General features: G+C 53.6%; 26 protein-coding genes. 20 read left to right on the forward strand and 6 right to left on the reverse strand.

All coding sequences use genetic code 11. From position 1 onward, the window contains the following. Nucleotides 1-171: 171 nt before the first annotated feature. Complete coding sequence (locus tag BKD14_RS02600) at nucleotides 172-1,503, forward strand: aspartate aminotransferase family protein (RefSeq protein ID WP_075654151.1); 1,332 nt, start codon at nucleotides 172-174, stop codon at nucleotides 1,501-1,503. Nucleotides 1,504-1,566: 63 nt separating this feature from the next. Here the strand turns inward: BKD14_RS02600 and BKD14_RS02605 are convergent, their stop codons facing one another. Continuing rightward, complete coding sequence (locus BKD14_RS02605) at nucleotides 1,567-2,610, reverse strand: purine nucleoside permease (RefSeq protein WP_245293545.1); 1,044 nt, start codon at nucleotides 2,608-2,610, stop codon at nucleotides 1,567-1,569. 371 nt (nucleotides 2,611-2,981) lie between these two features. Between BKD14_RS02605 and BKD14_RS02610 the strand changes: the two genes are divergently transcribed. From BKD14_RS02610 to BKD14_RS02635, 6 genes are read left to right on the forward strand one after another with little or no spacing between them, the layout of a single operon-like run. Continuing rightward, nucleotides 2,982-4,100 carry an alanine--glyoxylate aminotransferase family protein gene (locus BKD14_RS02610; protein ID WP_245293546.1) on the forward strand — a complete coding sequence of 373 codons (1,119 nt, stop codon included), beginning with the start codon at nucleotides 2,982-2,984 and terminating at the stop codon, nucleotides 4,098-4,100. 24 nt (nucleotides 4,101-4,124) lie between these two features. Continuing rightward, on the forward strand, nucleotides 4,125-5,768 hold the full coding sequence (locus tag BKD14_RS02615) for an ABC transporter substrate-binding protein (RefSeq protein WP_075654749.1): 1,644 nt from the start codon (nucleotides 4,125-4,127) through the stop codon (nucleotides 5,766-5,768). After that, nucleotides 5,769-6,746 (forward strand): ABC transporter permease, encoded by a 978-nt coding sequence (locus BKD14_RS02620; protein ID WP_075654152.1) that lies wholly within the window; start codon nucleotides 5,769-5,771, stop codon nucleotides 6,744-6,746. Further along, nucleotides 6,743-7,573, forward strand: coding sequence for an ABC transporter permease (locus BKD14_RS02625; protein ID WP_075654153.1), 831 nt, complete (start codon nucleotides 6,743-6,745; stop codon nucleotides 7,571-7,573). The genes BKD14_RS02620 and BKD14_RS02625 overlap by 4 nt, the downstream gene beginning before the upstream one ends. After that, nucleotides 7,566-8,360 (forward strand): ABC transporter ATP-binding protein, encoded by a 795-nt coding sequence (locus BKD14_RS02630; protein WP_075654154.1) that lies wholly within the window; start codon nucleotides 7,566-7,568, stop codon nucleotides 8,358-8,360. Before BKD14_RS02625 ends, BKD14_RS02630 begins: the two co-directional genes overlap by 8 nt. Beyond that, a complete protein-coding gene (locus tag BKD14_RS02635; protein WP_075654155.1) occupies nucleotides 8,357-9,130 on the forward strand; it encodes a dipeptide/oligopeptide/nickel ABC transporter ATP-binding protein in 774 nt (257 codons plus the stop codon). Before BKD14_RS02630 ends, BKD14_RS02635 begins: the two co-directional genes overlap by 4 nt. Here BKD14_RS02635 and xylB read toward each other — a convergent pair. Together xylB and phnF are read right to left on the reverse strand one after the other, a co-directional pair. Next, entirely contained in the window at nucleotides 9,119-10,570 is a 1,452-nt protein-coding gene (xylB, locus tag BKD14_RS02640) for a xylulokinase (protein WP_075654156.1), read from the reverse strand. The genes BKD14_RS02635 and xylB overlap by 12 nt on opposite strands. Nucleotides 10,571-10,642: 72 nt before the next feature. After that, nucleotides 10,643-11,401: a phosphonate metabolism transcriptional regulator PhnF gene (gene phnF / locus BKD14_RS02645; RefSeq protein ID WP_075654157.1), complete on the reverse strand. Its 759-nt coding sequence runs from the start codon at nucleotides 11,399-11,401 to the stop codon at nucleotides 10,643-10,645. 111 nt (nucleotides 11,402-11,512) lie between these two features. On the opposite strand from phnF, the gene phnG reads away from it, so the two are divergent. The 13 genes from phnG (at nucleotide 11,513) to phnN (ending at nucleotide 23,153) form a co-directional block, all read left to right on the forward strand. Further along, nucleotides 11,513-12,001, forward strand: coding sequence for a phosphonate C-P lyase system protein PhnG (gene phnG, locus BKD14_RS02650; protein ID WP_022710289.1), 489 nt, complete (start codon nucleotides 11,513-11,515; stop codon nucleotides 11,999-12,001). Then, nucleotides 12,001-12,612, forward strand: coding sequence for a phosphonate C-P lyase system protein PhnH (gene phnH, locus BKD14_RS02655; RefSeq protein WP_075654158.1), 612 nt, complete (start codon nucleotides 12,001-12,003; stop codon nucleotides 12,610-12,612). Before phnG ends, phnH begins: the two co-directional genes overlap by 1 nt. A 3-nt stretch (nucleotides 12,613-12,615) precedes the next feature. Further along, the gene (locus tag BKD14_RS02660; protein WP_022710287.1) at nucleotides 12,616-13,740 is read left to right on the forward strand and encodes a carbon-phosphorus lyase complex subunit PhnI; all 1,125 of its coding nucleotides are present in this window, start codon (nucleotides 12,616-12,618) and stop codon (nucleotides 13,738-13,740) included. Further along, nucleotides 13,737-14,645 (forward strand): alpha-D-ribose 1-methylphosphonate 5-phosphate C-P-lyase PhnJ, encoded by a 909-nt coding sequence (locus BKD14_RS02665; RefSeq protein ID WP_075654159.1) that lies wholly within the window; start codon nucleotides 13,737-13,739, stop codon nucleotides 14,643-14,645. Before BKD14_RS02660 ends, BKD14_RS02665 begins: the two co-directional genes overlap by 4 nt. Beyond that, entirely contained in the window at nucleotides 14,642-15,430 is a 789-nt protein-coding gene (gene phnK / locus BKD14_RS02670) for a phosphonate C-P lyase system protein PhnK (protein WP_075654160.1), read from the forward strand. Before BKD14_RS02665 ends, phnK begins: the two co-directional genes overlap by 4 nt. Nucleotides 15,431-15,432: 2 nt before the next feature. After that, nucleotides 15,433-16,152 (forward strand): phosphonate C-P lyase system protein PhnL, encoded by a 720-nt coding sequence (gene phnL, locus BKD14_RS02675; protein ID WP_075654161.1) that lies wholly within the window; start codon nucleotides 15,433-15,435, stop codon nucleotides 16,150-16,152. Then, on the forward strand, nucleotides 16,149-16,763 hold the full coding sequence (locus tag BKD14_RS02680) for a DapH/DapD/GlmU-related protein (protein WP_022710283.1): 615 nt from the start codon (nucleotides 16,149-16,151) through the stop codon (nucleotides 16,761-16,763). Before phnL ends, BKD14_RS02680 begins: the two co-directional genes overlap by 4 nt. Before the next feature lie 162 nt (nucleotides 16,764-16,925). Further along, nucleotides 16,926-17,774: a phosphonate ABC transporter ATP-binding protein gene (phnC, locus tag BKD14_RS02685; RefSeq protein WP_075654162.1), complete on the forward strand. Its 849-nt coding sequence runs from the start codon at nucleotides 16,926-16,928 to the stop codon at nucleotides 17,772-17,774. Nucleotides 17,775-17,870: 96 nt separating this feature from the next. Beyond that, the gene (gene phnD / locus BKD14_RS02690; protein ID WP_075654163.1) at nucleotides 17,871-18,788 is read left to right on the forward strand and encodes a phosphonate ABC transporter substrate-binding protein; all 918 of its coding nucleotides are present in this window, start codon (nucleotides 17,871-17,873) and stop codon (nucleotides 18,786-18,788) included. Nucleotides 18,789-18,960: 172 nt separating this feature from the next. Continuing rightward, entirely contained in the window at nucleotides 18,961-19,926 is a 966-nt protein-coding gene (gene phnE, locus BKD14_RS02695) for a phosphonate ABC transporter, permease protein PhnE (RefSeq protein ID WP_075654164.1), read from the forward strand. Between the two features lie 3 nt (nucleotides 19,927-19,929). After that, nucleotides 19,930-21,297: a phosphonate ABC transporter, permease protein PhnE gene (gene phnE / locus BKD14_RS02700; protein WP_075654165.1), complete on the forward strand. Its 1,368-nt coding sequence runs from the start codon at nucleotides 19,930-19,932 to the stop codon at nucleotides 21,295-21,297. A 114-nt stretch (nucleotides 21,298-21,411) separates the two neighbouring features. Beyond that, nucleotides 21,412-22,566, forward strand: coding sequence for an alpha-D-ribose 1-methylphosphonate 5-triphosphate diphosphatase (locus tag BKD14_RS02705; RefSeq protein ID WP_075654166.1), 1,155 nt, complete (start codon nucleotides 21,412-21,414; stop codon nucleotides 22,564-22,566). Between the two features lie 35 nt (nucleotides 22,567-22,601). Then, complete coding sequence (gene phnN, locus BKD14_RS02710; RefSeq protein WP_245293548.1) at nucleotides 22,602-23,153, forward strand: phosphonate metabolism protein/1,5-bisphosphokinase (PRPP-forming) PhnN; 552 nt, start codon at nucleotides 22,602-22,604, stop codon at nucleotides 23,151-23,153. Nucleotides 23,154-23,219: 66 nt separating this feature from the next. On the opposite strand, the gene ccoS is transcribed toward phnN, so the two are convergent. From ccoS to BKD14_RS02725, 3 genes are read right to left on the reverse strand one after another with little or no spacing between them, the layout of a single operon-like run. Continuing rightward, entirely contained in the window at nucleotides 23,220-23,387 is a 168-nt protein-coding gene (gene ccoS, locus BKD14_RS02715; RefSeq protein WP_075654168.1) for a cbb3-type cytochrome oxidase assembly protein CcoS, read from the reverse strand. 4 nt (nucleotides 23,388-23,391) lie between these two features. Beyond that, nucleotides 23,392-25,638, reverse strand: coding sequence for a cation-translocating P-type ATPase (locus BKD14_RS02720; protein ID WP_075654169.1), 2,247 nt, complete (start codon nucleotides 25,636-25,638; stop codon nucleotides 23,392-23,394). Beyond that, on the reverse strand, nucleotides 25,635-26,186 hold the full coding sequence (locus tag BKD14_RS02725; RefSeq protein WP_075654170.1) for a FixH family protein: 552 nt from the start codon (nucleotides 26,184-26,186) through the stop codon (nucleotides 25,635-25,637). Before BKD14_RS02725 ends, BKD14_RS02720 begins: the two co-directional genes overlap by 4 nt. Nucleotides 26,187-26,191: the final 5 nt, after the last annotated feature.

Below are 26,191 nucleotides of genomic sequence, written 5' to 3' on the forward strand. Positions count from 1 at the left end.
GAGGTTGTTAAATATTTTAAACATTTTATATTTTCTGCCAAAGAGATCAAGGCGATAATGAGCGCAAGAAATAGACTTGTTTCGCTCTCCGAAGCATGGCCAACTCTTAGTTACATATAAGGGAGAGGACGGTTTTCCGTTTGGAAAATTGCGTCGGCGAGGAGCGAAACAATGACTGATTTAACCAATAGTCCCAAGCTTGACAGTTTCTGGATGCCGTTTACGGCAAACCGCCAGTTCAAATCTGCGCCACGTATGCTGGCTACAGCTGAAGGCATGTATTACACGGATGTGGACGGCAATTCCGTGCTGGACGGTACTGCGGGTCTGTGGTGCGTCAATGCCGGTCATGGTCGCAAGCAGATTGCCAGCGCCGTCGAAAAACAGCTTTCGACGATGGATTTCGCACCGACATTCCAGATGGGGCATAATATTGCGTTCGATTTTGCCACCCGCCTTGGTGAAATTGCACCGCGCGGCGACGGCAAAATTCTCGACCGTGTGTTCTTCACCGGTTCCGGTTCAGAATCCGTTGATACCGCTCTGAAAATTGCCATTGCCTATCAGCGCGCTATTGGTCAGGGCACGCGCACCCGCGTGATCGGGCGTGAGCGCGGCTATCATGGTGTAGGCTTTGGCGGTATTTCCGTCGGTGGTCTGGTCAATAACCGCCGTGTGTTTCCGCTGCTGCCGGGTGCTGACCATCTGCGCCATACCCATGATCTTGAGAAAAATGCTTTCAGCAAAGGCCAGCCGGAACATGGTGCCGAACTGGCGGATGATCTGGAGCGCATGGTCGCGCTGCATGGTGCGGAAACTATTGCCGCTGTGATTGTTGAGCCTCTGGCCGGTTCAACCGGTGTGCTGGTGCCGCCAAAAGGCTATCTGGAACGCCTTGCTGCTATTGCCAAGAAACATGGCATTCTGCTGATTTTTGATGAAGTGATCACCGGCTTCGGTCGTCTTGGTTCGCCGTTTGCATCAGATTATTTTGGTGTTACACCGGACCTGATCACCACTGCAAAAGGTCTGACCAATGGTGCCATTCCGATGGGAGCGGTTTTTGCCAGCCGTCATATTTATGATGGTCTGATGCATGGGCCGGAAGGCGCGATTGAACTGTTCCACGGCTATACTTATTCCGGTCATCCGGCAGCCTGTGCGGCAGGGATTGCAACGCTGGATATTTATGCGGAAGAGGGGCTGCTGACCCGCGCTGCCGAAATGGCAGATGACTGGCAGGAAGCGATCCATTCGCTGAAATCCGCGAAGAATGTTATTGATATCCGCACCCTTGGTTTGGTGGCCGGTATCGAACTGTCTTCGCGTGACGGTGCTGTTGGCGCACGCGCTTATGATGTGTTCACCGATTGCTTCAGGAAAGGTCTGCTGATCCGCGTGACCGGTGATGTGATTGCCCTTTCACCACCGCTGATCGTCAGCAAAGAAGAGATCGGCAAGATCGTCTCAATCCTCGGGGATGCAATCAACCGCGCATCGTAATCTATAAGACATGAAAAAGCCCCGCACAGAAAGCTCTGCGCGGGGCTTTTCCATATGCTTAAATTATTTTGCGCTGTCCGTCTGAGGCGCTTCCTGCCACTTGTCCCAGCCGGTCAGAATGGTTTGTGCATAGGCTTTGCCGACGCGATAGGCATTGGTGGTCGCCAGTTTAAAGCCGCCGGATTCTGATTTCAGCGATTCCAGAGCGGTCTGATCTTCGCCCTGACGGTCAAAATTCGATGCAGTACGCAGCAATGCAATACGGTCGAAATCCAGTTTGCCAGCTTCGGATGCACGTTTCAGTGCCGTCAGAGTAGCATTATCTTCCATCTGCGAGGTGCAATAGGTGGCTTTGCCGTCAGTCAGCAGTTCAACCCATTTTTCCATGAACAAAGCCATTTTAACGCCATGCCAATAGGTGTCGCTGGAGAGCGTATCGCACATGCTGACAATCGGTGCGCCGGTTGCAATATCGCCCTTGTAATGTTTGCGATAGGCTTTCGCGCCATCACCATCCAGCAGTTCCACATCCTTGGTCACGCTGAAAGCATAATCTGTGAGTTTGGCATTCAGGGCATAAACTTCTGTACCTGCTGACCATTTGGCTTTTTCGGTCGGATTGCTGGCACCAAGGGCGAAAGAGCCGGTTTCCCATGTATCCGGCACTTCGCTCTGATCGATGCGGTGGTTGAGGTCGGCATCAACGGCGAATTTTGCCCAGTGAGCAGAGCCGAGAGTGCCGTGTTTCGGATCAACACCGGCAATACCGGCAATCAGAAAATAGGTTTTGGAGAGATCGAATTTCTCGCTGAGTGCCATGGCCGAGACCGAGCTTGCCGCATTGGCAAAACCCATGGCGGTTGTCATGTGGCACAGACCTTCATCGGTGCAGTCAACATTCGGATATTCCGGATTAAGACCGGCCAGCTTGATCTGCTGCGTGAATTTCTCGCCCTCAGCCCAAGGTTTGGCTTCTTGACCGAACATGGTGATGACCATGACTTTCGGTGCGATTTTAGCAGTATCCTGCGCCAGAGCCGGAGCGGCCAGTGCGGCAGAAAATGTAATAGCGGTAAGAGCGGAGGCAGAGAGGAGAAGAGCGCGCAATTCTGAATACCTTCGATGATATGACATTGGTCAGTTTCATCCGTGGTGACAGGTGCGTTGCGATCATGACTGATCAGACTTTACCTGCTAACCGGAAAGAAACTGATCTTGCGTCTTGTACGCGATCTGCTTTGAGAGCGAAACCGGAATCTCTGCCGGAAACTTGTCGCAAGTCTGTTTGTCACAGGCAGAAGAGAGCTTCTGTGATTGCACGATCTTCTTTGCCAGCAGAAAAGAATACAGTGGGATATTTCATCTCTGCTCGTAAAAAGAAATCATATTCCAATAATTGCTGATCGTGGAAAATTATCCCTCTTGGAGATGGAGGGAACCGCTCCTATGATGCTGTTTTTAAACTGGTCAATGATCCCATGCTGCAAGTGCCTGCCTATATGCTCACAACCGGTCCGGTACCGGCCTATCCGGAAGTTCTTCGGGCATTAGGGCAGCCGGTTTTGTATGATTATACGGATGCATTTCAGGTATTTTATCAAAGCGTGATTGAGAAGCTGGCGCAGGTCATGCGTACCGGCAATCAACCGGTTATTATGCAGGGTGAGGCTATTCTCGGTATTGAGGCGGCAGCTGCGGGTCTGATTGCCCGTCAGGATGTGGTGCTTAATCTTGTCTCCGGCGTTTATGGCAAAGGCTTTGGTCCGTGGGCAACGCGCTATGGCCGTGAAGTCATTGAACTGGCAGTGGATTATGATGATGTGATTGATCCGCAGGCTGTAGAGACCATGCTGCAAAAACGCCCTGACATCAGCATTATTGCCGTTTGTCATCACGATACGCCTTCGGGCACGCTCAATCCTTTGGCGGAGATCGGTGCCATTGCCGCGCGTCATGGTGCTTATCTGATTGTCGATGCGGTTTCATCTTTTGGCGGCATGGATGTGCATCCTGAAGCTGTACATGCGGATATTTTCATTACCTCTCCGTCCAAATGTCTGGGCAGTACACCGGGTCTGACGCTCGCAGCAGTGAGTGATCGTGCATGGCAGAAAATGGCAGGGAATCCGGATGCGCCACGGGCATCATTCCTGAGTCTTTTGGACTGGAAAGAAGCATGGCGTGCAGGCAATGCTTTTCCGGTAACGCCGTCTGTTGCAGAAATTTATGCTCTTAACACAGCGCTCGATCTTTATCTGGCGGAAGGCGCTTCAAATGTCTGGGCGCGTCATGCGCAAACGGCGCAAATTGCCCGTGAAGGTGTCAAAGCACTTGGACTGGAATTATGGCCGCGTCAGGAAGCCAATGCGGCACCGACTGCGACAGTGTTCAAAGTGCCGGATGGTATCAGCGATGTGGCTTTGCGCGATCTGATGCTGCGCGACCATGATGTGCTGGTGTCGCTGGGTCGTAAAGATACGGCTGGCAAGGTTTTGCGTATCGGGCATATGGGGGCATCAGCGCAACCGGAATTTGCGGCAAAGGCTGTTGAAGCTTTGGCCGGTGCATTGAAGAAGTTTGGGATTATTGCGGATTAATCCGTGACAGAGGGACAGGTTATTATGACAAGATTGACGCTTAATCGACGTGCTCTGTTGGCAGGAACTGCCGGTCTTGCAGCACTTTCTGTTCTGCCGCGTTTTGCTTTCGCACAAACGGCTGAAAAACAGGCCTCCGTTGAGTCGGTGCGTGGTGGTCGTTTGGTTGTGGCCGCGGATAGCGAACCGGCCAATCTTAATCCGGCAATTGTCGCCTCAAACGGCGTTTTCTATGTGGCGAGCAAGGTTATCGAGACTTTGGCCGAGCAGTCTTATGTTGATGCGCAGCATCCGGATGGTTTGAAGCCGCTGCTGGCCACCAGCTGGGAAGGCTCGGCAGACGGGTTGTCGGCTACGTTCAAATTGCGCGAAGGCGTGACATGGCATGACGGCAAGCCGTTCACCTCTGCCGATGTGGCTTTCTCGGCGCTGGAAGTCTGGAAGAAACTGCAAAATCTTGGCCGCTCGGTTTTCAAAAATCTGGAAAGCGTTGGGACACCGGATGAGCATACAGCTGTCTTCCGCTTCTCCGAACCGACACCGTTTCAGCTGATCCGCAATGCGCTGCCGGTGGTGACTTCAGTGCTGCCGAAACATCTTTATGAAGACACGGATATTGCGAAAAACCCTGCCAATGAAAAACTGGTGGGCACGGGGCCATTCGTCTATGGCGACCATAAGCCGGGTGAATATTACCTGCTGAAGCGCAATGAAAATTATTGGGACAAACAAGCACCTGCGCTGGATGAGATTGTCTATCAGGTGCTGCCGGATCGCGCATCTGCGGGTAATGCGCTGGAAGCCGATCAGATTCAGCTGGCCGCTTTCTCTGCTGTGCCGCTGGCCGACTTGGAGCGGATTTCCAAAGTGCCGGGGCTGAAAGTCTATGCCAATGGCTATGAGGCGCTGACCTATCAGCTCAGTGTCGAACTTAATCATCGTCGCAAAGAACTCGCTGACCTGAAAGTGCGCCAAGCTATCGCCCATGCGATTGATAAGGATTTTGTGGTCAAGACGATTTTCCTTGGTTATGCCAAACCGGCGACAGGGCCAGTACCGGCTTTTGACAAGGTCTTCTATGCGCCGGATACGCAGCAATATGCTTTTGATATTGCCAAGGCTGAAAGCCTGCTGGATGAAGCTGGTTATAAAAAAGGCGCTGACGGTTTCCGCTTTAAGCTGAAGCTGCTGCCTGCACCATTCTTCAATGAAACCAAGCAATTCGGCGATTATCTGCGTCAGGCTTTAGTGAAAATCGGCATTGATGCAGTGATTGTCGCCAATGATTCACCGGCGCATCTCAAAGCGGTCTACACCGATCATGATTTTGATATTGCCGTGGCTACGCCGGTTTATCGCTCCGATCCGGCAATCTCGACGACAGTGCTGTTCCAGAGCGGCTTGCCTGCCGGTGCGCCATTTACCAATCAATATGGCTATAAGAATGATGCGGTCGATGCACTGATCGCTAAAGGTGCGGTGACGCTTGATGATAAGGCGCGTGCAGGTATCTATCAGGATTTGCAGCGTCTGGTGGCGGAAGATCTGCCGCTGATCAATGTCGCGGATTTCTCTTTCATCACGGTTGCCAGCGAGCGCGTGCAGAATGTCTCGGATAATCCGCGCTGGGCGGTTTCCGGCTGGGCGAATACCGGTTTGCAAGAGTAAATATCAGTGCCGTTTCTCCTCCGTCGTCTTGGCAGTATCCTTCCGGTTCTGGGCATTGTTCTGGTGGGCAGCTTTCTTATTCTGGAAGCTGCCCCCGGCGATGCTGTGGATGCTTATGTGGCGCAGATGGGCGGGGCGGATGCGCAGCAGCTTGAAGCTTTGCGCCAGTCATGGGGGCTGGATCAGGGGCCGTTGCAGCGGTTTTTTGCCTATGTCACGGCGCTGTTTTCCGGCGATTTTGGCTGGTCTTCGGCCTTTCAGCGTCCGGTGCTTGATGTTATTCTGGAGCGGCTTCCGGCAACATTATTGCTGATGGGCGTATCGACATTTCTGGCATTTTTTGCCGGTTCTTTGCTCGGCATTGTGGCCGGTGCAAAACCGCATTCCAGGCGCGACCGGTTGTTGTCGCTGACTTCACTGGCGCTTTATGCCGTGCCGGGTTTCTGGCTGGGTTTGGTGCTGATCGTGATCTTCGGCGTAACATTGCGCTGGCTGCCAATCGGCGGGCTGGAAACCATTGCGTCCGGCAAAACAGGGTTGGCGAGAACGGCAGATATCAGTCGCCATTTGATCTTGCCGGTTGCGGCACTTTCCAGTGTCTATCTCACGCTCTATCTGCGGCTGATGCGGGATCGCATGACTGATCTGCATCAGGAAATGTTTGTGCAGGCGCTTAAAGCACGCGGTATTTCCTCACGCCGTATCATCTGGCGACACATTGCCCGTAATGCGGTTTTACCGGTGGTGACAATGTTAGGCCTGCAAGCCGGTGTGATGCTTGGCGGCAGTGTGGTGATTGAGAGTGTCTTTGCCATTCCGGGTTTTGGTCGTCTGGCTGCAGAGGCTGTTGCCAAACGCGATACAGCCTTGTTGCTTGGTGTCATTCTGTTTGGTGCTTTTGCAGTGATCATTGCCAATCTGCTGGTTGATCTGGCCTATGCGCGGCTTGATCCGCGGGTGCGGAGCCAGCGCCAATGACGTTTTTTCAGACTTTGGACAGACAAGGTAAAGCCGGTATTGGTCTTCTTATGCTTTTAGGGCTGATGGCGCTGTCTGCACCGTTATTGTTTGCCGGTGATCCGCTGGCAATCGCCGGAGAACCGCTGATCCGGCCATTCACAAATTATGCCCATTGGCTCGGTACAGACCGGCTGGGGCGCGATGTGCTGGCGGGATTGTTTCATGGCGCACGTACGACTTTGCTGGTGGCGCTGAGTTCCGCAGCCGCTGCGCTGATTGCCGGTAGTCTGATCGGCACATTGGCCGGATTTCTCGGTGGTTTTGCCGATAATGTTCTGATGCGGATCACTGAAGCGTTTCAGACCGTGCCGGGCTTTTTGCTGGCGCTGGCGATGATCAATGTGCTGGGGCCAAGCATTCCGACACTGATTATTGCAATCAGCATCGGCAGCTGGACGCAGGCTGCGCGGGTGACACGGGCTGAAGTGCTGTCCTTACGTGAGCGCGATTTCGTCGCCGCTGCCCGCACGCTGGGGCAGGGGCCGCTCTCCATTGCTTTTCGGGAAATCCTGCCCAATGCCTTTGGACCTGCGGCATCACTGGCAGCCGTTTCGGTCGCGGCGGCTATTCTGATTGAAGCCTCACTGGCCTTCCTGGGCTTTGGCGATCCGAACAGCGTGACATGGGGCACGATGATTGCCGAAGGACGCACAGTGCTGCGCTCAGCGCCTTATCTCTCAATCATTCCGGGACTGGCACTAGTGGTCACCGTTCTGGCTGTGCATCTCACCGGACAGGCGCTGACGCGCCGCCCATCATCAGAGAGGGAGCGCAGCAATGTCTGAGGTCTTTCTTGTCGTACAGGATTTGACGGTTCGCTATGGTGTGCAAACTGTGCTGCACCCTGTTAGTTTTGAGCTAAAGCAAGGTGAAAGACTGGCGCTGATTGGTGAAAGTGGTTCCGGTAAAACCACATTAGCCATGGCAATCGCTGGTCTCTTGCCTGCCATAGCAACACTTGGCGGTACAATCCGCTTTCCGGCTTTGGCGCATGAGCCGCGTGCCGGTCGCGATATCGGCGTGGTGTTTCAGGATCCCGATGGGTCGCTCGATCCGATGATGCGGGTGGGAGACCAGATTGCGGAAGTGATCGTCACGCATCTTAAAATCTCGTGGACTGAAGCACGTCAAAGAGCGGCAGAACTGATGCAGCAAGTGCAAATACCGGACAGTCAGCAGCGCTTACGAAGCTATCCGCATGAATTTTCCGGCGGGCAGAAACAGCGTATTGCCATTGCCGCGGCTTTGGCTGCACAGCCGCAATTACTGATCGCAGACGAGCCGACCAGTGCGCTGGATACGGTGGTACAAAACCATGTGGCGCAATTGCTGGATGGTCTGGTGCGCACGCAAGGACTGACAATGCTGTTTGTGACCCATGATATCGCGTTGGCCTCACAACTGGCCGATAGAATTGCGGTGCTTTATCGCGGGGAGCTGGTGGAAATCGGCACGGCTGAACAGGTGATCACCGCACCGCAGCATGATTATACCAAAGCTTTGCTGGCAACCCATATCGGACTGGACCGGGAAAAGCAGCCGCGTCTGCCTAAGATTGACGGTGCGCTATGAGCGAGGTTTTGCAGATTGCCGGTCTTAACAAGGCCTTTGGCAAAGACCCTTCAAAAGGTTTGAAAAATATCAATCTCACGCTTCATGCCGGTGAGACACTGGCGCTGGTCGGGCGTTCCGGCTCTGGTAAAAGCACTTTGGCGCGATTGATTATGCGGTTGAACGAGCCGGATAGTGGCAGGATCATTCTCAACGGCACTGATATTACAGCCCTTCAGGGCAGTGCGCTGCGGGAAAAACGGGCTCAGTTCCAGATGGTGTTTCAGGACCCTTTAGCGGCTTTCAACCCGCGCCATACGATCAGCCGGATTTTGCAGGTGCCGCTGGTTCTGCATGGTAGTCAGCAGCATACGAACCAGCAAATTGCTGAAGTCTTGCAACGGGTTGGTCTGACTGCGGATATGGCTGACCGCTACCCGCGTGAACTCTCCGGCGGTCAGCGCCAACGGGTGGCGATTGCGCGTGCGCTTTTGTGCAAGCCTGATCTGATCGTACTGGATGAACCGGTATCGGCTTTGGACGTATCTGTGCGTGCGAAAATTCTTAATCTTCTGGCCGATTTACAGCGCGAAAATGGCATTGCCTATCTGTTTATATCGCATGATCTGGCACTGGTACGGGCTTTCTGTGACCGGATGCTGGTGTTGCATGAGGGCGAGATTGTTGAACAGGGTGTGCCGGATATTGTGCTGCAAAACCCGCAGACCGAGCCGACACGGCAACTGGTTGATGCCGTGCCGAAACTGGCTTTTGAGACATTACGGCTTTAATGCCTGATAAAGCGCCGTGTAGCGCTGATAGGCTGCCTCATAAGCCGCATGAAGTTTTTGATCCGGCTCAATGGTTTTGATAATCTGCGGGTTGGTGCAAATAGCCAGAGCATCGGCCTTTTCCGCCGCAATCAGTCCAAGCCGTGCTGCCCCGAAAGCCGCGCCGAAATCACCGTCGGCAGGCAAGTGAACCGGCATATTCAGTGCGGTTGCCAGTGCTTTCAGCCAATAGGCCGAGCGTGAGCCGCCGCCGATAGCCATGACACTTTCAAGCTGTGTACCGGCTTTTGCCAGAGCTTCCAGATTGTCGCGGAAGGCGAAAGCCACGCCTTCAAGCACGGCTTGAGTGAGTGCCACACGATTGTCGCTATGGCTTAGCCCTGTGAAACTGCCGCGGATCAGGCTGTCATTATGCGGGGTGCGCTCGCCGGAAAGATAAGGCAGGAAAGTTACTCCTGACGGTGCCAGCAGATCATCGCCGAGCTCCTGCGTCAGCGCCGCAGCTTCATGACCGGTGATGGTGCTGTACCAGTTCAGGGCATCGGTTGCGGAGAGGATAACGCCCATCTGGTGCCATGTCTGCGGCAGAGCATGGCAGAAAGCATGAACGGCACTGTCAGGACGCGGCAGAAAACTGTCATTGGCGGCAAATAACACACCGGATGTACCGAGCGAGGCAAAGGCCTGTCCGGCTTTTACCGTGCCGATACCACAGGCGGAGGCCGCATTATCTCCGGCACCACCGGCAACCACTACACCTGATACCATGCCCCATTGCCGGCTCAGCTCTGCGCGCAATGTGCCGGAAATATCTGTGCCTTCAACAAGGCGCGGCATCTGGCTTTCATCAAGCTCTGTTGCTGCCAGCAGGTCAGTTGACCATTTGCGTTGTGCCACATCGAGCCATGATGTGCCGGAGGCATCGGACATTTCGCTGACATGCTCGCCGGTCAGCCACAGACGCAGATAATCTTTCGGCAGCAGGATCTTTTTAATGCGGGCAAAAATCTCCGGTTCATTGTCCTTCACCCAAAGCAATTTAGGCGCGGTAAAACCCGGAAAGACAATATTGCCGGTCAAGGCGCGGAATTGCGGATCAGCATCCAGTTGCGCAGCTTGGGCATGGCTGCGTGTATCATTCCAGAGAATGGCGGGGCGCAACACTTGATCCTGCTCATCCAGCAGAACCGCGCCATGCATCTGACCGGAAAGGCCGATACCACGCACATTCGAAAGCGCAGTGCCATGTTCCGCTTTTAGCCGGGTGATTGCTGCTTCTGCGGCTTTTATCCAGTCTTGTGGCTGTTGCTCAGACCAGCTTTGATGCGGACGGGAGACATGGAGCTCTGCATGGGCAGAAGCGATAATTTTCTGCTCTTCATCAATCAGCAGTGCTTTGAGGCCGGACGTGCCGAGGTCAAGACCGAGATAAAATGCCATGCTGCTGATCCTGTGACTGGAATTATGAACAGGCCGCAGCTAACGACAGAAACTTAATGCAGGCAATAGTTTTTATTCTTCATTCAGCGACATGCTCTCGATAGAAAATTCCATGCGGTCAGCCGCAAAGCGTGTTGCTGAATATTCCACCGGCACACCATTGGTATCGACATTGACCGACTGCGCCGTGAGCACAATCGCCCCCGGTGTGAGCTTCAGGTGCAGCAGATCCTGCCCGTTGGCGTGCTGTGCGGAAATCAGTGTGGATTTGCGGAAATAATCCTCAACGCCCGATTGCTTCAGTGCTTTTGTGACTGAGCCGCTGGCCTTGTAAAATTCATCAAATTGCGGAAAACGCTGTTGGTCAAACCAGCTATCGGACATGGAAACCGGCTGACCATCAGCAATGGACAGGGTTTCAAAATAATGCACCTGCGCATTTTCATCACTAAGCTGCAAAGCATGGGCGACCTCGGCTGAGGGCTTTTCAATCCTGTGCGAGAGGATGACGCGTTCCTGCTGCGTGATCTGTTCGGCCAGACTGGTGGACATGCGGGTGCGCTTGCTGATGGGATAGGTCAGGCGTTTGGCATTGGCGATAAAAGTACCTCGCCCTTGCTCTGCCCGTAACACGCCTTCCTGTGTCAAAGCCGCAATGGCGCTGCGCACTGTATGGCGGTTGACGCCGAAGCGAGCAGCCAGCGTCATTTCCGGCGGCAGCTTTTCACCGCGCTTGAAATGTCCGTGTTTAATTTCCCTGCGAATTTCATCGGCAATCTGCCGCCAGACGGCCACACCGCTGTTTCGGGCGATTTTTGTTGTCTCTGCCATTTAATTTGCCGCAGCCCCGCTGATTGTCATGCGCTTGTCACTAAGAGCGTTTAGAACAATAATTAATGTCTAGTTGTATAGATAAATAGACAATTTAGAGCGGTGTGTCAAATGAAGAATGAAACCGAGAATTTACCCGAAAAGCTGCAAGGCGAACGGCGCAAGGTTGCCGCTTTGCTGGCAAAGGCGGAATTGAAGGAGCTGGCTTCCTTCTGGAGTAATCAAGCAGAGCAGCCGCAGGTTGATGTGCTGCGCGGCCCTGAAACCGGACTGGTGATGGTGCGTGGCCGTATCGGTGGCGGCGGAGCACCGTTCAATCTGGGTGAGACAACTGTGACCCGTGCGACTGTTCGCGTGTCGTCCGGTACTTCCTCGGAAGGTCTGGTCGGTCACTCCTATGCGCTGGGACGCGATCATGAAAAAGCGCGTCTGGCAGCGATTGCCGATGCTTTGTGGCAGGCGCCGCAGAGCCGTGAGGCTGTTGAGCGTGATCTGTTGCAGAAAATTGCACAGCGTCTTGATGTTCGTAGCACCCAGCGTCGCCGTGAAGCCGCGGCAACGAAAGTGGACTTTTTCACCATGGTTCGGGGAGACGACTAATGGCTTTTGATAATCAGGCTTTTGAAGGTGGTTTTGCTGACGCCGTTTATGATGCGCAGACCTGTTTCCGTGCTTTGATGGATGCGCTTGCCAATCCCGGTACTATCCAGCCGTTGACAGCAGAAACCCAACCGCCATTGCCGCTGACACCGGAACTCGGTGCTATTGCGCAGGCATTGTTCGACCATGATACCAAGGTCTGGCTCGACAGTCGTTTGGCTGCAAGCAGCGCTGTGCGTGAATGGCTCGCATTCCAGACTGGCTTTGAGCTGGTTTCCGAAATTGGTGAGGCGAATTTTGCGCTGGTCAGCGATGTTACTCAGATGCCGCCGCTGGATGTTTTTGCCAAAGGCACATCGGAATATCCGGATCGCTCTGCCACAATCGTTATGGCGATCGAGGGCTTTGCAGGTGCGCGGACTTTGCAGCTTCAGGGGCCCGGCATTGAGCATGTCCGTGAATTTGCACCAAGTGCTTTACCGGTACGTTTCAATGAACAATGGGCGGCCAATACGGCCTTGTTCCCGCGTGGTGTGGATCTGGTTTTTGCCGCACCTAAAACCGTTGCCGCACTGCCGCGCAGTACCAAACTTATTAAAAACGGAAATTGAACCATGTATGTTGCAGTTAAAGGCGGTGAAGCCGCTATTCAGAATGCACATCAGTTGCTGGGTGACCGCCGCCGTGGTGACCGTTCAGTACCGGCTTTACAGCTGGAGCAGATCGTGGAGCAGCTGGGTCTGGCCGTTGATCGTGCTATGGCCGAGGGTGCGCTTTATGACCGTGAACTGGCAGCGCTGGCAATCCGCCAATCGCGCGGCGATCTGATCGAGGCGATTTTTCTGGTGCGTGCCTATCGCACAACCTTGCCGCGCTTCGGTTATTCCGAGCCGCTGGACACAGCGCAGATGCTGGCAGAGCGCCGCATTTCTGCAACCTTTAAAGATCTGCCGGGCGGCCAGCTTTTGGGGCCGACTTTCGATTACACCCACCGCCTGCTGGATCCTGAAATGGCCGGTGATCATCCGGTGGCACAAGGTGTGCAGCGTGATGATGAAGTTGTTAATGAAGCTATGCCGCGCGTGACTGATATTCTCGGTGCCAATGGCATGATCGAGCCGGATGGTGAAATGCCGGAAGGCCATGTTCCGGGTGATCTGACCCGCGAACCGTGGACATTCCCGATGGAACGCGATTTGCGTTTGCAGGCTTTGGCACGTGGCGATGAAGGCTTCCTGCTGGCGCTGGGCTATTCCACACAGCGCGGTTATGGCCGCACGCATCCGTTTGTCGGTGAAATCCGCATCGGTGAAGTTGAAGTTGAACTGGATGTGCCGGAACTCGGCGGTCTGGTATCGCTGGGCAGCATACAGGTCACCGAATGTCAGATGGTCAACCAGTTTGCCGGTTCTGCAACCCGCCCGCCGCAATTCACCCGTGGTTATGGTCTGGTTTTCGGTCAGAGCGAACGTAAGGCGATGTCGATGTCGCTCTGTGACCGTGCGCTGCGCACCGCAGAATTTGAAGAAGACATTACCGCACCGGCACAGGATGAGGAATTTGTGATTTCCCACTCCGACAATGTGCAGTCGACCGGTTTCGTCGAGCATCTCAAACTGCCGCATTATGTGGATTTTCAGGCTGAGCTTGATCTGATCCGCCGTATGCGTGCCGAATATGCCAGCCACAATGCTGCTAATGATGCCCAGAAAGAAGCACAGAAGGAAGCCGCAGAATGAGCGTTCTGATGCAGTATAATTTTGCTTATCTTGATGAGCAGACCAAGCGGATGATCCGCCGTGCATTGCTTAAAGCGATTGCGGTGCCGGGTTATCAGGTGCCTTTTGCTAGCCGCGAAATGCCGATGCCTTATGGCTGGGGTACCGGTGGTGTGCAGGTAACTGCTGCGGTGCTGGGCGCGGATGATACGCTGAAAGTGATCGATCAGGGTGCGGATGATACCACCAATGCCGTGTCGATCCGTGCATTCTTTGAAAAGACGGCGCAGGTTAAAGTGACGACCCGCACGGAAGATGCAACCATCATCCAGACCCGTCACCGTATTCCGGAAGCACCGCTCAAAGAAGGCCAGATCCTCGTCTATCAGGTGCCGATCCCTGAGCCGCTGCGTTTTCTGGAACCACGCGAGACAGAGACCCGCAAAATGCATGCGCTGGAAGAATACGGCCTGATGCATGTCAAACTCTATGAGGATATTGCCCGCCACGGCCATATCGCCACGACCTATGCCTATCCGGTGAAAGTCGAAGACCGGTATGTGATGGATCCTTCACCGACACCGAAATTCGACAATCCTAAAATGCATATGTCACCGGCCTTGCAGCTGTTTGGTGCAGGACGCGAGAAGCGTATTTACGCTCTGCCGCCTTATACCAAAGTGGTGAGCCTTGATTTCGAAGATCATCCGTTTGAGGTGCAGAAATTTGCTCAGCCTTGCGCCATGTGTGGTGCCAAGGGTGTCTATCTCGACGAAGTGGTGCTGGATGACAAGGGCGGCAGCATGTTCGTCTGCTCCGACACCGATTATTGCGAAACACGACAGGCCGATGGCCATGTCGGACACTTGTCTGCAAATAACAAAGATATCGGACAAGTGTCCTCAGGTCTGGAGGCAGCCCAATGAGCAATCTAAATCATGACACGCCTTTGCTGCGTGTAAACGGATTGTCGAAATTCTACGGCAACCGTCTTGGTTGCAGCAATGTTTCCTTTGAGCTGTATCCGGGTGAAGTGCTGGCGATTGTCGGCGAGAGTGGCTCCGGTAAGACGACACTGCTCAACTGTCTTGCCACACGCTTGCAGCCTTCAGTCGGCGCTGTGGAATACCGGATGCGTGACGGCCAGTTCCGTGATCTCTATCGCATGAGTGAAGCCGAGCGCCGGTTCCTGATGCGTACCGACTGGGGCTTTGTGCATCAGAACCCTTCTGACGGTTTGCGTATGACAGTTTCTGCCGGTGCCAATGTCGGCGAGCGTCTGATGGCTGTCGGTGACCGCCATTATGGTAAAATCCGTGAAACCGCGACCGACTGGCTTGGTCGTGTGGAAATCTCTGCCGACCGCATTGATGACCAGCCGCGTGCATTCTCCGGCGGTATGCGTCAGCGTTTGCAGATCGCCCGCAATCTGGTGACTGCACCGCGTCTGATTTTCATGGATGAGCCGACCGGTGGTCTGGACGTGTCCGTACAGGCACGTTTGCTTGATCTGTTGCGCGGTCTGGTGGCCGATCTTGGTCTGGCTGCGATTGTTGTGACCCACGATCTGGCTGTGGCTCGTCTGTTGTCGCACCGCATGATGGTGATGAAAGACGGTCATATTATCGAAGCCGGTCTGACCGACCGCGTGCTGGATGATCCGCAGGCGCCTTATACGCAGCTGCTCGTTTCCTCGATTTTGCAGGTTTAATCATGACTATGCCCCTTATTGTTTCGGAAGTGGCAAAGAGCTTCACCATGCATTTGCAGGGCGGCATTAAATTGCCGGTGGTGAATAATGTTTTCTTTGCGCTGAAAGCCGGTGAATGTGCCGTGCTTGGCGGCCCGTCCGGTGCCGGTAAAAGCTCTATTCTGAAAATGGTCTATGGCAATTATGCCGTGGACGAAGGTCAGATCATTCTGCGCCATCACGGCAAACAGATTGACATTGCTTCGGCGGACCCGCGCACGGTTATGGCTGTGCGCCGCGATACGATTGGTTATGTCAGCCAGTTTTTGCGCACTGTGCCGCGTGTCAGTGCTCTGAATGTGGTGGCCGATCCGTTGTTCGCCCGTGGTGTTGATCGCGAGCAGGCGCAGGATAAGGCCCGTGAATTGCTGGCTATGCTCAACCTGCCGCAGCGTCTGTGGGATCTGCCGCCAGCCACGTTCTCCGGTGGTGAGCAGCAGCGTGTGAATATTGCCCGCGGTTTCATCACCGATCATCCGGTGTTGTTGCTCGATGAGCCGACCGCATCGCTCGATGCCAAAAACCGTGAAGTTGTTATGGAATTGATCCGTCGCAAAAAAACAGAAGGCGTGGCGATGCTCGGTATTTTCCATGATGAAGATGTGCGTGAGGCTGTGGCCGACCGCATTATCGACGTGACGGAATTTGCTCCGGGTTATGTGCGTCAGGGAGCAGATGCATGACCAGATTGTCAGAACAGCCGTTTATCCATCCGGATACGGAAATTTCCGACAGCACATTCGGCCGCTATACGGAAATTGGTACCCGTTGTCGTATTTCTGAAACGGAAATGGGGGACTATTCCTATATTGAGCGCGACGGTATGGTCTGGTGCGCCAAGATCGGTAAGTTTGCGAATATTGCCGCTTCGGTGCGTATCAATGCCACCAATCACCCGATGTGGCGCGCAACGCTGCATCACTTCACCTATCGCGCCAATGATTACTGGCCGGATGCCGAGCAGGAGGCAGATTTCTTTGAATGGCGTCGCGCTCATGAAGTGACCATTGGTCATGATACATGGCTGGGTCATGGCGTGACCGTTCTGCCTGGTGTTAAAATCGGTAATGGTGCGGTCATCGGTTCCGGTGCGGTCGTTTCCAAAGATGTCGCGCCTTATACGATTGTTGGCGGCGTGCCTGCCAAACTCATTCGTCAGCGTTTTTCCGATGCGATTGTCGAGCGTCTCGAAGCTCTGGCATGGTGGGACTGGGATCATCAGCGCCTGCGTGATGCACTGGATGATTTCCGCAAACTTGAAATTGAAGCTTTTCTTGAAAAGCACGGCGGCTGATAGCCAAGCTGCTGAATCCAATAGCAGAACAGAGCCGCCGGAATTTCCGGCGGCTTTTTTGTCAAAAATCTGATTCAGAACTTTCATGGAAGTGTAATCTAACTTACATTTTCATTTCATATCACGCGCCTAATTTCGCAGGGAAATTGATAGAGGGCGCTGATGCTGAAGCTTGAAAATGTAACCCGTCGTTTTGGCGGCAATACTGCGGTTGCAGATGTTAATCTGGAAATTCCGCAGGGCCAGATGGTGGGGATCATTGGCGCATCCGGTGCCGGTAAATCCACTTTGTTGCGAATGATTAATCGTCTGATTGATACGTCTGACGGTTCTATTGTTTTTAAAGATCAGGACGTGTCGCGTCTGCGCGGCTCTGAGCTGCGCCGCTGGCGCAGTGATTGTGCAATGATTTTCCAGCAGTTCAATCTGGTGCCACGTCTTGATGTGCTGACCAATGTGCTGCTTGGCCGTCTTAATCAGCGTTCCACGGTCAAAAGCCTGATGGGCATTTTCTCCCGCGAGGAACGTGCGCAGGCCATCGCCAATATTGAACGTCTGGATATTGTCAAAACCGCCTTGCAGCCAGCCGGAACATTGTCCGGTGGCCAGCAGCAGCGCGTGGCTATTGCCCGTGCGCTGATGCAGAGCCCGAAAGTTATTCTTGCTGATGAGCCGATTGCCTCGCTTGATCCGCGCAATGCGCAGGTCGTGATGAGCGCATTGCGCGATATCAATCAGCGCGAAGGTCTGACCGTTATCACCAATCTTCATACGCTGGATACAGCGCGCACCTATTGCGACCGGATTATCGGTATGCAGGGCGGACGCGTTGTGTTTGACGGAACGCCTGCTGATCTGACACAGGCCGCAGCCCGCCGCATTTATGGTGCCGAAGCTGATGATGAAAGCTTCTCTGAAGCCGTGACATCCACAGCATTGGAACAGCCGCAGCCTCCGGTCAGCCCGCAAGTGGCACGACAGGTCGCAAAGCTTGTTGCAGACGCACAGTAACACTTCATCTGAGCAGTTTCGGACGGAAAACCGGCATCCACTTTTCCTGAAACTGCTTCAACCAAAAACGATAATCGTTTAACAGGAGAATGGTTCATGACCTTCAAGAAGCTTTTGCTCGGCGCCGTTGCGCTGTCCGCAGTGGCAACCGCAACCGCAGCGCAGGCAGATAAGCCTGAAGTGTTCCGCGTTGGTATTATCGGCGGCGAAAACGAAGCCGACCGTCTGCGCAATTACCAGTGCATTATTGACCAGCTGCCAAAGGCAATCGGCGTTAAGGAAGTTAAACTGTTTCCTGCTGCCGACTATGACGGCGTTATTCAGGGTCTACTCGGCGGCACACTGGATTATGCAGAGCTTGGCGCTTCCGGCTATGCCAAAATCTATCTGACCAAAGAAGATGCGGTTGAGCCGATCCTGACCACTGAACAGACAGACGGTTCGACCGGTTATTATTCGATCATGGTTGCCCGTAAAGACAGCGGCATCAAGACTGTTGCTGATATGAAAGGCAAGAAGCTTGGTTTTGCCGATCCGGATTCAACCTCCGGCTATCTCATTCCGGTAACCTCGCTGCCAAAAGACCTCGATGGCGCGACGGTTAAAGATTATTTCAGCGAAACCGGTTTCGGCGGCGGCCATGAAAATCTGGTTCTGGCTGTAAAAGACGGCAAGTTTGATGCCGGTACAACTTTCGGTTCCGGCGTTGGCAGCTTCGATGAAGGTTACACATCCGGTAACCTGCGCAAGATGGTCGACAAAGGCCTGATCGATATGAAAGACTTCACAGAAGTCTGGAAATCCCCGCTGATCCCGAACGGCCCGATTGTTATCCGCACAGCGATTGACGCTGATCTGAAAGCCAAGTTCAAAACCTATATGATGGATCTGCCAAAGACCGATCCTGAGTGTTTTGCTTCCACAATGGGCGGCGATTTCAAATCCTATGTCGAAGTGAACAAAGATTTCTACCAGCCGGTTATCGACGCACGTAAGTCGCAGATCGGTCAGTAAGATTAAGTTGCGGCCAGTGTCAAAGAATGATGCTGGCCGCATTTTTGTATCCTTTTTAGAGCGTGTTGCGTTTGGTCTCTATTCACTGCGCTCGCTCTAACTCTTTGTTTTGTCGCATTATCGCGGGCGTCAAATGAAGTCATTTGACTGCGAAATGCTCTAGGCGGGCCCGATGACCCATACTGTTTCTAAGCCATCCCTGTCCGGTGAAGCCGCTTTGGTCGAGCAGCACTGGCGGGAGCTGTCCTCCCGACGCCGTACCTATACGCTGCTGATTATCGGTGGTTTGTTTCTGGCGCTTTCCGCATCCTTGTGGTTCGCCAATGAAAGCAATGCCGGTAAATTCTGGGAGCGTCTGCCGCATTTCTTCGACTTTGTCGGTGATATGGTGCCGCGTGACGGCTGGGAAGTTTGGCGGGCTTTGTTTGATCTGCCGTCACCTTATTTCGACGGTAGCCAGAAATATGATTATGAGGCAGGCCGCGTCTATCTGTTCGGCAGCGGTTTCTATATTCCTGAATATTTCTACAAGATGCTGGAGACGCTCAATATTGCCATGATGGCAACTTTGATCGGCTTTTTCTTTGGTTTCATCCTGTGTTTCCTTGCGGCTAAAAACCTGACAAGCAGCCGTGCGCTGCGTTTCTTTGTGCGCCGCTACATGGAAATTCTGCGTGCTTTTCCTGAAATTGTGATTGCCGGTTTCTTTGCCGCCATTCTCTCGCTGGGGCCAATTCCTGCGATTTTTGCTGTTGGTATTCATACCATCGGCGCGCTGGGTAAGCTGTTTTTCGAAGTGGTTGAGAATGCTGATATGAAGGCAGAAGAAGGCCTGCGTGCCGTCGGTGCCAACTGGTTTGAGCGCGTCGGCTTCGGCATTGTGCCGCAAGTCATGCCGAACTTCATGTCCTACGCCTTCCTGCGTTTCGAGATTAATGTCCGTGCATCCACCATTATTGGTGCGGTTGGCGGCGGCGGTATCGGTGAGGCATTGCGCCTGTCGATCGGTCATGGCCATCAGGCAAAAACACTGGCGATTGTGTTTCTGTTGCTCGTTACAATCATTGCGGTGGATCAGACCTCTGCATGGCTGCGCGGCCGTCTTGTCGGCGCTCAGGCCTTTCAGTTCGGAGCGTAAAAAATGACAGCTTTGACTTTAAACGCCGCTCAGATTGCTGATTACGAAAACCGCTATCCGCAGGTCTTTCGCCGCCCGTTTTCCAAGCGCTATACATTGCCGCTGATCGGTTTGGGCATTGTGCTCTATATGGCCTATAGCTGGTGGTTCTTTGCCATTGGTACAGTGCTGTCGGAAGGCCAGTGGGATCGTGCCGGAATTACTGCCCGTCAGTGGTATTCCTATGAAGTGCGCCCGACCATACGCCTAAACACTGGTTTGAATGGTGATGAAGCAAAAGTAACCTATCCGCGCTTTTCGGTACTGGGTAAGAACCCTGATCCGGATTGGGTGCAGCAGGCCAATGGCCGTACCAGTGTGATTTTCGGTGGCTCTGAAGCGCTGCATCTCAGTGGCAATACGGTTGTCGTGGAGCATGGCGGCGAAGTGCTGAATGTGCGCATTGATGCCGATGCTGCCCGACCTGTTGATGATAAACCGCTGCCGTCATGGGCAGTGCTGAAAAATGATGAAGTGCAGGTGGATTTCGGTTTCTCCGGTGAAGCCCGTATCATGCCGGAGCGTATCACCGTTAATCGCCGTTTCTTCGGCTGGCCGAACTTTGTATTCGATACCAATTCGCCATTCTGGGGTAAGTCAGCTGGTGAGGTAACATCACTGATCGTTTCCGGTGAGCGTATCAAACCGGAAATGTCCAATCTGTCGCTGGCTTTTGACAATATCTGGAACAATGCGGAATGGCAGCACGGTGATGTCTGGATCAAGATGTTGCAGACGATTGTCATGGCTTTTGTCGGTACGCTGTTTGCCGGTATGCTCGCGCTGCCACTGGCCTTCATCGCCGCGCGTAATATTACGCCGAACTTCTTTGCCAATCAGATTACCAAGCGCCTGTTCGACTTCCTGCGCTCTGTCGATATGTTTATCTGGGCGCTGTTCTTCACCCGTGCTTTCGGACCGGGGCCGCTGGCTGGTATTTCGGCGATCTTCTTCACTGATACCGGTACGCTGGGTAAACTCTATTCAGAAACGCTGGAAAATATCGACGATAAACAGCGTGAAGGTGTGAAATCGGTTGGAGCATCGCCAGCCAATGTGCAGCGCTACGGTGTTATTCCGCAGGTGATGCCGGTCTTCCTCAGTCAGATGCTGTATTTCTGGGAGTCCAATACCCGTTCGGCAACGATTATCGGTGCTGTTGGTGCCGGTGGTATCGGTCTGAAGCTTTGGGAAGCCATGCGCACCAACTCCAATTGGGCAAATGTCGCCTATATGGTGATCCTCATTCTGATCGTGGTGTTTGTATTCGATGCCATTTCCAATGCGCTGCGCTCACGTTTGACCGGTGATCGCCGCGTCTCACAGAAATGAGACAAAAACTTCAAATCAGCGTTGTCTGATTGTCACAAAACTCCTGTAGGCCAAAGCTGTCCTGCATGATCACAGCGATCATGCAGGACAGTTTTGGTTAGCAGGAAAATTCCGATGACACGCGACACGCGCCCTTCCGATATCGTTTTTAAAAATGCCCGCATCATCCTTGAGGATGAAGTTATCACCGGTACAATCCAGATTCGTGACGGAAAAATCGCTGATATCAGCTCTGGAAACGGCATTAGCGGTGAAGATTTCGGCGGCGATTATCTGATGCCGGGTGTTGTTGAGCTGCATACCGATCATCTTGAACACCATTATGCACCACGCCCGAAAGTACGCTGGAATGCAGATGCGGCACTGATGGCGCATGATGCACAGATTGCTGCTTCCGGCATCACCACAGTATTCGACGCACTGCGCGTTGGTCTTGATGGTGACACGGATATTAACTCCGACGATATGGTGCTGCTTGCCGATGCGATTGCTGATGGTCAGAACAATGGCCGTCTGCGCGCAGACCACTATCTGCATTTGCGCTGCGAAGTGTCTTCGCCGAATTGCCTCGATGCGTTTGAATTGTTTGAGCACAATCCTCAGGTTAAGATTGCCTCCCTCATGGATCACGCTCCGGGACAGCGCCAGTTTGCCAGCCTTGAAGCCTATAAGACCTACTATATGGGCAAGCAGAAGATGACGCAGGCCGAGTTTGATGCGTTTTGTGATCGCCGCGTGGCGGAATCTGTGGCTCATGCAGACCGTTTTCGCAAAGAAATTGCTGCCCGTTGTCAGGCCAAGGGTATTTCGCTTGCCAGCCATGATGATGCGACACTTGCCCATGTGGATGAAGCGATTGAGCAGGGTATTCATGTGGCCGAATTCCCGACAACGCTGGAAGCAGCCAAAGCCTCGAAAGAAGCCGGTATGGCTGTGCTGATGGGCGCACCGAATATCGTGCGCGGCTCATCCCACTCCGGCAATGTCTCGGCGCGTGATCTGGCTTCCGCCGGTCATCTCGATATTCTGTCCTCCGATTATATTCCTTTCAGTCTTGTGCAGGCAGTTTATACACTGCCGCAATTGGTTGACGGCTATACGCTGCCGCAGGCGATCAATCTGGTTACCCGCAATCCGGCTAAAGCTGTCGGTTTTACAGATCGCGGAACACTTGCATCGGGCAAACGGGCTGATATGGTTCGCGTTCATATGCAGAATGCGATACCGGTGGTACGTTCAGTATGGCGGGAAGGGCAGCGCGTACTCTGAGTGCGGTTGCAATATTGAGTGACGGAATGAATGAAATGACCGGTATTTTTGTTGCCGTTGTGGGGCCGAGCGGCGCGGGCAAAGACACAATCATCGACTATGCACGCACGCGTTTGCCGCAGGATGGCAGCTATCATTTTGTGCGCCGCGTCGTGACCCGTGATGCCCATGGCAATACGGAAGATCATGATACACTGACGGAAACGGCATTTCTGGAAGCGGTTGAGCGGTCAGAATTCTGCATGCACTGGCAGGCGCATGGCCTCTATTACGGGCTGCCTGCCTCGGTGGAGCAGGTGATTGAAAATGGCGGCGTGGTTATCGCTAATTTGTCACGCAAAGTTCTGCCGCAACTGGCCGCGCGTTTTCCGCGTGTGGCGATTGCCCATATTACCGCAACTCCGGAAGTGCTGGCGCAACGTCTTGCATCGCGCGGGCGCGAAACGCCGGAATCCATTGCGCTGCGTTTGCAGCGTCAGGAGCCGGTTGAAGCCGGTGATGTGCCGGTTTGGGTGATTGATAATTCCGGTGATGTGGCCTCGGCGGGTGACGTTTTTACCAGCCAGCTGAATGCCTGCCGTAGCTGAACCTGTACTAATTACATCTTGAAAACAATTCAGGGCAGTTTCGGGAAAACGAAACTGCCCTGATCTTTATGGTTTTTCCGGTGCTGGTTTATCATCGTCATCCGGCAGAAAAATCCGGTTGGCAGCTCCGTCCATATCCTCATATTGCCCGCTTTTCAGTGACCATAAAAATGCTGCGAGCCACATGCCGCCCAAAAACAGGGCAATGGGTATGAGGAAAATCAATATATTCATAATCTCAGGCCTTTTGTCGCTTCAGCAGGCTTAAAGGAGAGGCTGTTTTCTGGCCTTGTTTTTTACCTGCTTTCAGGCGAAGGGCGTTGCTGACCACGAGGATCGAAGACAGCGACATGGAGAGCGCTGCAATCAAAGGCGTGACATAGCCGAACAGCGCAATGGGCACGGCAATAATATTATAGATCAGTGATAATGCAAAGTTCTGACGGATCAGTTTGCCTGCCTCACGGGAGATTGCCACTGCCAGCGGCACCGCTGTCAGACTGTCATGCAGGAAGACGAAATCCGCAGCATTACGGCCAATATCCGCCGCCGTTGCCGGTGCCATCGACACATAGGCAGACATCAGCGCAGGCGCATCATTCAGTCCGTCACCGACCATCAGCACTTTATGGCCTTCATTGGTGCGCTCGGTCACCAATTCTGATTTATGGGCAGGCAGAATTTCCGCGCGGTATTTCTCAATACCAAGCTGACGGGCAAGGGCGCTGACCGTCTTTTCTTTGTCACCGGAGAGAATTTCCACGCTGAGTTTTTCGTCTTTCAGCGCCTGAACAGAGCGTGCAGCATCATCGCGCGGACTGTCTTCAAAGCGGAAGGCTTCGAGCAAAGTACCATTGCGGCTCAGCACGGTTTCTGTGCCGGTGCTCGCGGAGTCTTGTGCATTGTCTGCAACTGCCCAGTCACGGCGACCAAGACGATAAATATCCTGCCCCATACGGGCTTCGATACCCGCACCGCTCACTTCTTCAATCAGATCAAAACGGATGTTTTTTGCCGGATTGGTGAAGGCTGTCAGCGCACGCGACAGCGGATGACGCGAATAGAGTGCCAGTTCGGCGGCCAGTTCCAGGGCATTCTGATCGAGACTGCCGCGCTCCATGAGCTGTGGCTGGCCGAGTGTCAGTGTGCCGGTCTTGTCAAACATCACACTGTCAATTTCAGCCATACGTTCCATCGCGGAACCGTCTTTGACCATGATGCCGTTTTCAAACAGGCGACGTGCGGCCACAACCTGCACAATCGGTACAGCCAGAGCCAGTGCACAAGGACAGGTAATAATCAGCGTGGTGATCGCCACATAGGTGGATTTGTACCAGTCGCCGCTCAGATAAAGCCAGACCACAAAAGCCAGAAATGCGGTGGTGTGGACAAGCGGCACATAAAGTGCGGAAGCACGATCTGCAAGCTGGCGATAACGAGCACGGCCACCTTCTGCGGCATCCATCAGGCGCACCATTTCGGCGAGGAAAGAACTATCAGCAGAGGCAGTGGCTTTAATCGTCAGCGGTGCTGTCAGGTTCATGGTACCTGCACGGATTTTCGATCCTTGTGTCACCGGAACCGGCACACTTTCACCGGTCGCAATCGAACAATCGAGATCAGAACGGCCGCTTTCAACAACAGCATCGACCGGCACGCGCTCACCAACGGCCAGAATGATGCGCATAGACGGGCGGATATCGGCAATCGGCATGAAACTGTGCTGGTTGTCATCACCGATCACCACGGCGCCGCGTGCGGCCAGCTGGCTTAAACCTTTCACTGCAGAGCGGGCGCGTTCGCGCATCACATGATCCAGCGTGCGGCCGATCAGCAGGAAAAACAGCAATGTCGCCGAGGCGTCGAAATAAGCATGCTGGCCGGAATTGAGCGTTTCATAAACACTCATCACAAAGGCAAGGGTGATCGCCAGCGAAATCGGCACATCCATATTGCTGCGGCCGTGTTTCAGCGCATTCCATGCAGACATATAGAAAATACGGCCGGAATAAACCAAAGTCGGCAATGCAATCAGGCCGGAAAGCCAATGGAACATATCACGCGTTGCGGCATCCGCGCCGGACCAGACTGACACGGAAAACAGCATGATATTCATCGAGGCAAAACCGGCCACTGCCAGCGCGATCAGCAGGCGGGAAAGCTGCGGATCTTTATCATCACCCAGCTCAAAAATATGGGCGGGGTAACCGGCTCTCTGCAAAGCATCAATCACATGCGGCGGCTCAATACCGTCTTTCCAGCGGACAGATACCCGTTTGGACGAAAGATTGACACGCGCATAACTGACTTCAGGCAAAGCATTCAGCGCAGTTTCAACAGTCTGAATGCACAATCCGCAATGAACTGAGGGAACAGACAGGTCAAGCTGGCGCTGACCATCGCCGAGTGTGCGGCTGGCCAGCAGTAATTCTTCCGGACGATAATCCGCAGCTGAAAACTGAATGCCGGAACCACAGCAACTCATTGCGCTGATCCTTGTGCCGGCTGGTTGTCTGCGGTGATGGTGAATTTACCACCGGCAATATTCACACGGTTGACCTGACGGTAAGGCAGATCAAGTCCGGCATAGGTATTGATTTCAACAACCCAGTTTCCGTCTTTCAGAGCGGCTTCTGCGGTCAGAACATTATTACCTGCCGGCATCAGATTCAGGATCTGGTCTTCTTTTTCATTCACCGGCCTGCGGAAAACAGCCGTTGCACCAAGCGCTTTAACCGGCGCGCCATTGGCATCGGTCAGGCTATAGCTGACAATACCGTCTTTATAATCCAGATTTTGTTTCCAGTTGAGCGCGGCATGTTCTTTGCCGAGCTGGGATTTCTCATTAAATTCCTGACTGGCAACATAGGAGTTCTGAACAACAAGGCCGGACCAGCTGCGGATTGCTGATGTGGCCATGATAACATTCACGATAATAATCACCCCGAAGAAAGCGATCATAATCGCAAGCATGTGCCAGCCGGTAAATTCGCGTCCCTGAGGGGCAGGGGAAGACGTATTCTGCTTGATCATCACGT

The sequence above is a fragment of the Pseudochrobactrum sp. B5 genome (assembly GCF_001939785.1).
In the GTDB taxonomy this organism is placed as follows: Bacteria; Pseudomonadota; Alphaproteobacteria; order Rhizobiales; family Rhizobiaceae; genus Pseudochrobactrum; species Pseudochrobactrum saccharolyticum.

Bases quoted from the DNA above. Each gene is read 5' to 3' on its own strand.
- phnN (WP_245293548.1), top strand. From the start codon at position 22,602: ATGACCGGTATTTTTGTTGCCGTTGTGGGGCCGAGCGGCGCGGGCAAA.
- phnD (WP_075654163.1), top strand. From the start codon at position 17,871: ATGACCTTCAAGAAGCTTTTGCTCGGCGCCGTTGCGCTGTCCGCAGTG.
- BKD14_RS02600 (WP_075654151.1), top strand. From the start codon at position 172: ATGACTGATTTAACCAATAGTCCCAAGCTTGACAGTTTCTGGATGCCG.
- BKD14_RS02660 (WP_022710287.1), top strand. From the start codon at position 12,616: ATGTATGTTGCAGTTAAAGGCGGTGAAGCCGCTATTCAGAATGCACAT.
- phnF (WP_075654157.1), bottom strand. From the start codon at position 11,401: ATGGCAGAGACAACAAAAATCGCCCGAAACAGCGGTGTGGCCGTCTGG.
- phnK (WP_075654160.1), top strand. From the start codon at position 14,642: ATGAGCAATCTAAATCATGACACGCCTTTGCTGCGTGTAAACGGATTG.
- BKD14_RS02680 (WP_022710283.1), top strand. From the start codon at position 16,149: ATGACCAGATTGTCAGAACAGCCGTTTATCCATCCGGATACGGAAATT.
- BKD14_RS02625 (WP_075654153.1), top strand. From the start codon at position 6,743: ATGACGTTTTTTCAGACTTTGGACAGACAAGGTAAAGCCGGTATTGGT.
- BKD14_RS02630 (WP_075654154.1), top strand. From the start codon at position 7,566: ATGTCTGAGGTCTTTCTTGTCGTACAGGATTTGACGGTTCGCTATGGT.
- BKD14_RS02725 (WP_075654170.1), bottom strand. From the start codon at position 26,186: ATGATCAAGCAGAATACGTCTTCCCCTGCCCCTCAGGGACGCGAATTT.
- BKD14_RS02705 (WP_075654166.1), top strand. From the start codon at position 21,412: ATGACACGCGACACGCGCCCTTCCGATATCGTTTTTAAAAATGCCCGC.
- ccoS (WP_075654168.1), bottom strand. From the start codon at position 23,387: ATGAATATATTGATTTTCCTCATACCCATTGCCCTGTTTTTGGGCGGC.
- BKD14_RS02665 (WP_075654159.1), top strand. From the start codon at position 13,737: ATGAGCGTTCTGATGCAGTATAATTTTGCTTATCTTGATGAGCAGACC.
- BKD14_RS02610 (WP_245293546.1), top strand. From the start codon at position 2,982: ATGCTGCAAGTGCCTGCCTATATGCTCACAACCGGTCCGGTACCGGCC.
- BKD14_RS02720 (WP_075654169.1), bottom strand. From the start codon at position 25,638: ATGAGTTGCTGTGGTTCCGGCATTCAGTTTTCAGCTGCGGATTATCGT.
- BKD14_RS02615 (WP_075654749.1), top strand. From the start codon at position 4,125: ATGACAAGATTGACGCTTAATCGACGTGCTCTGTTGGCAGGAACTGCC.
- phnG (WP_022710289.1), top strand. From the start codon at position 11,513: ATGAAGAATGAAACCGAGAATTTACCCGAAAAGCTGCAAGGCGAACGG.
- phnL (WP_075654161.1), top strand. From the start codon at position 15,433: ATGACTATGCCCCTTATTGTTTCGGAAGTGGCAAAGAGCTTCACCATG.
- phnE (WP_075654165.1), top strand. From the start codon at position 19,930: ATGACAGCTTTGACTTTAAACGCCGCTCAGATTGCTGATTACGAAAAC.
- phnE (WP_075654164.1), top strand. From the start codon at position 18,961: ATGACCCATACTGTTTCTAAGCCATCCCTGTCCGGTGAAGCCGCTTTG.
- phnH (WP_075654158.1), top strand. From the start codon at position 12,001: ATGGCTTTTGATAATCAGGCTTTTGAAGGTGGTTTTGCTGACGCCGTT.
- xylB (WP_075654156.1), bottom strand. From the start codon at position 10,570: ATGGCATTTTATCTCGGTCTTGACCTCGGCACGTCCGGCCTCAAAGCA.
- phnC (WP_075654162.1), top strand. From the start codon at position 16,926: ATGCTGAAGCTTGAAAATGTAACCCGTCGTTTTGGCGGCAATACTGCG.
- BKD14_RS02635 (WP_075654155.1), top strand. From the start codon at position 8,357: ATGAGCGAGGTTTTGCAGATTGCCGGTCTTAACAAGGCCTTTGGCAAA.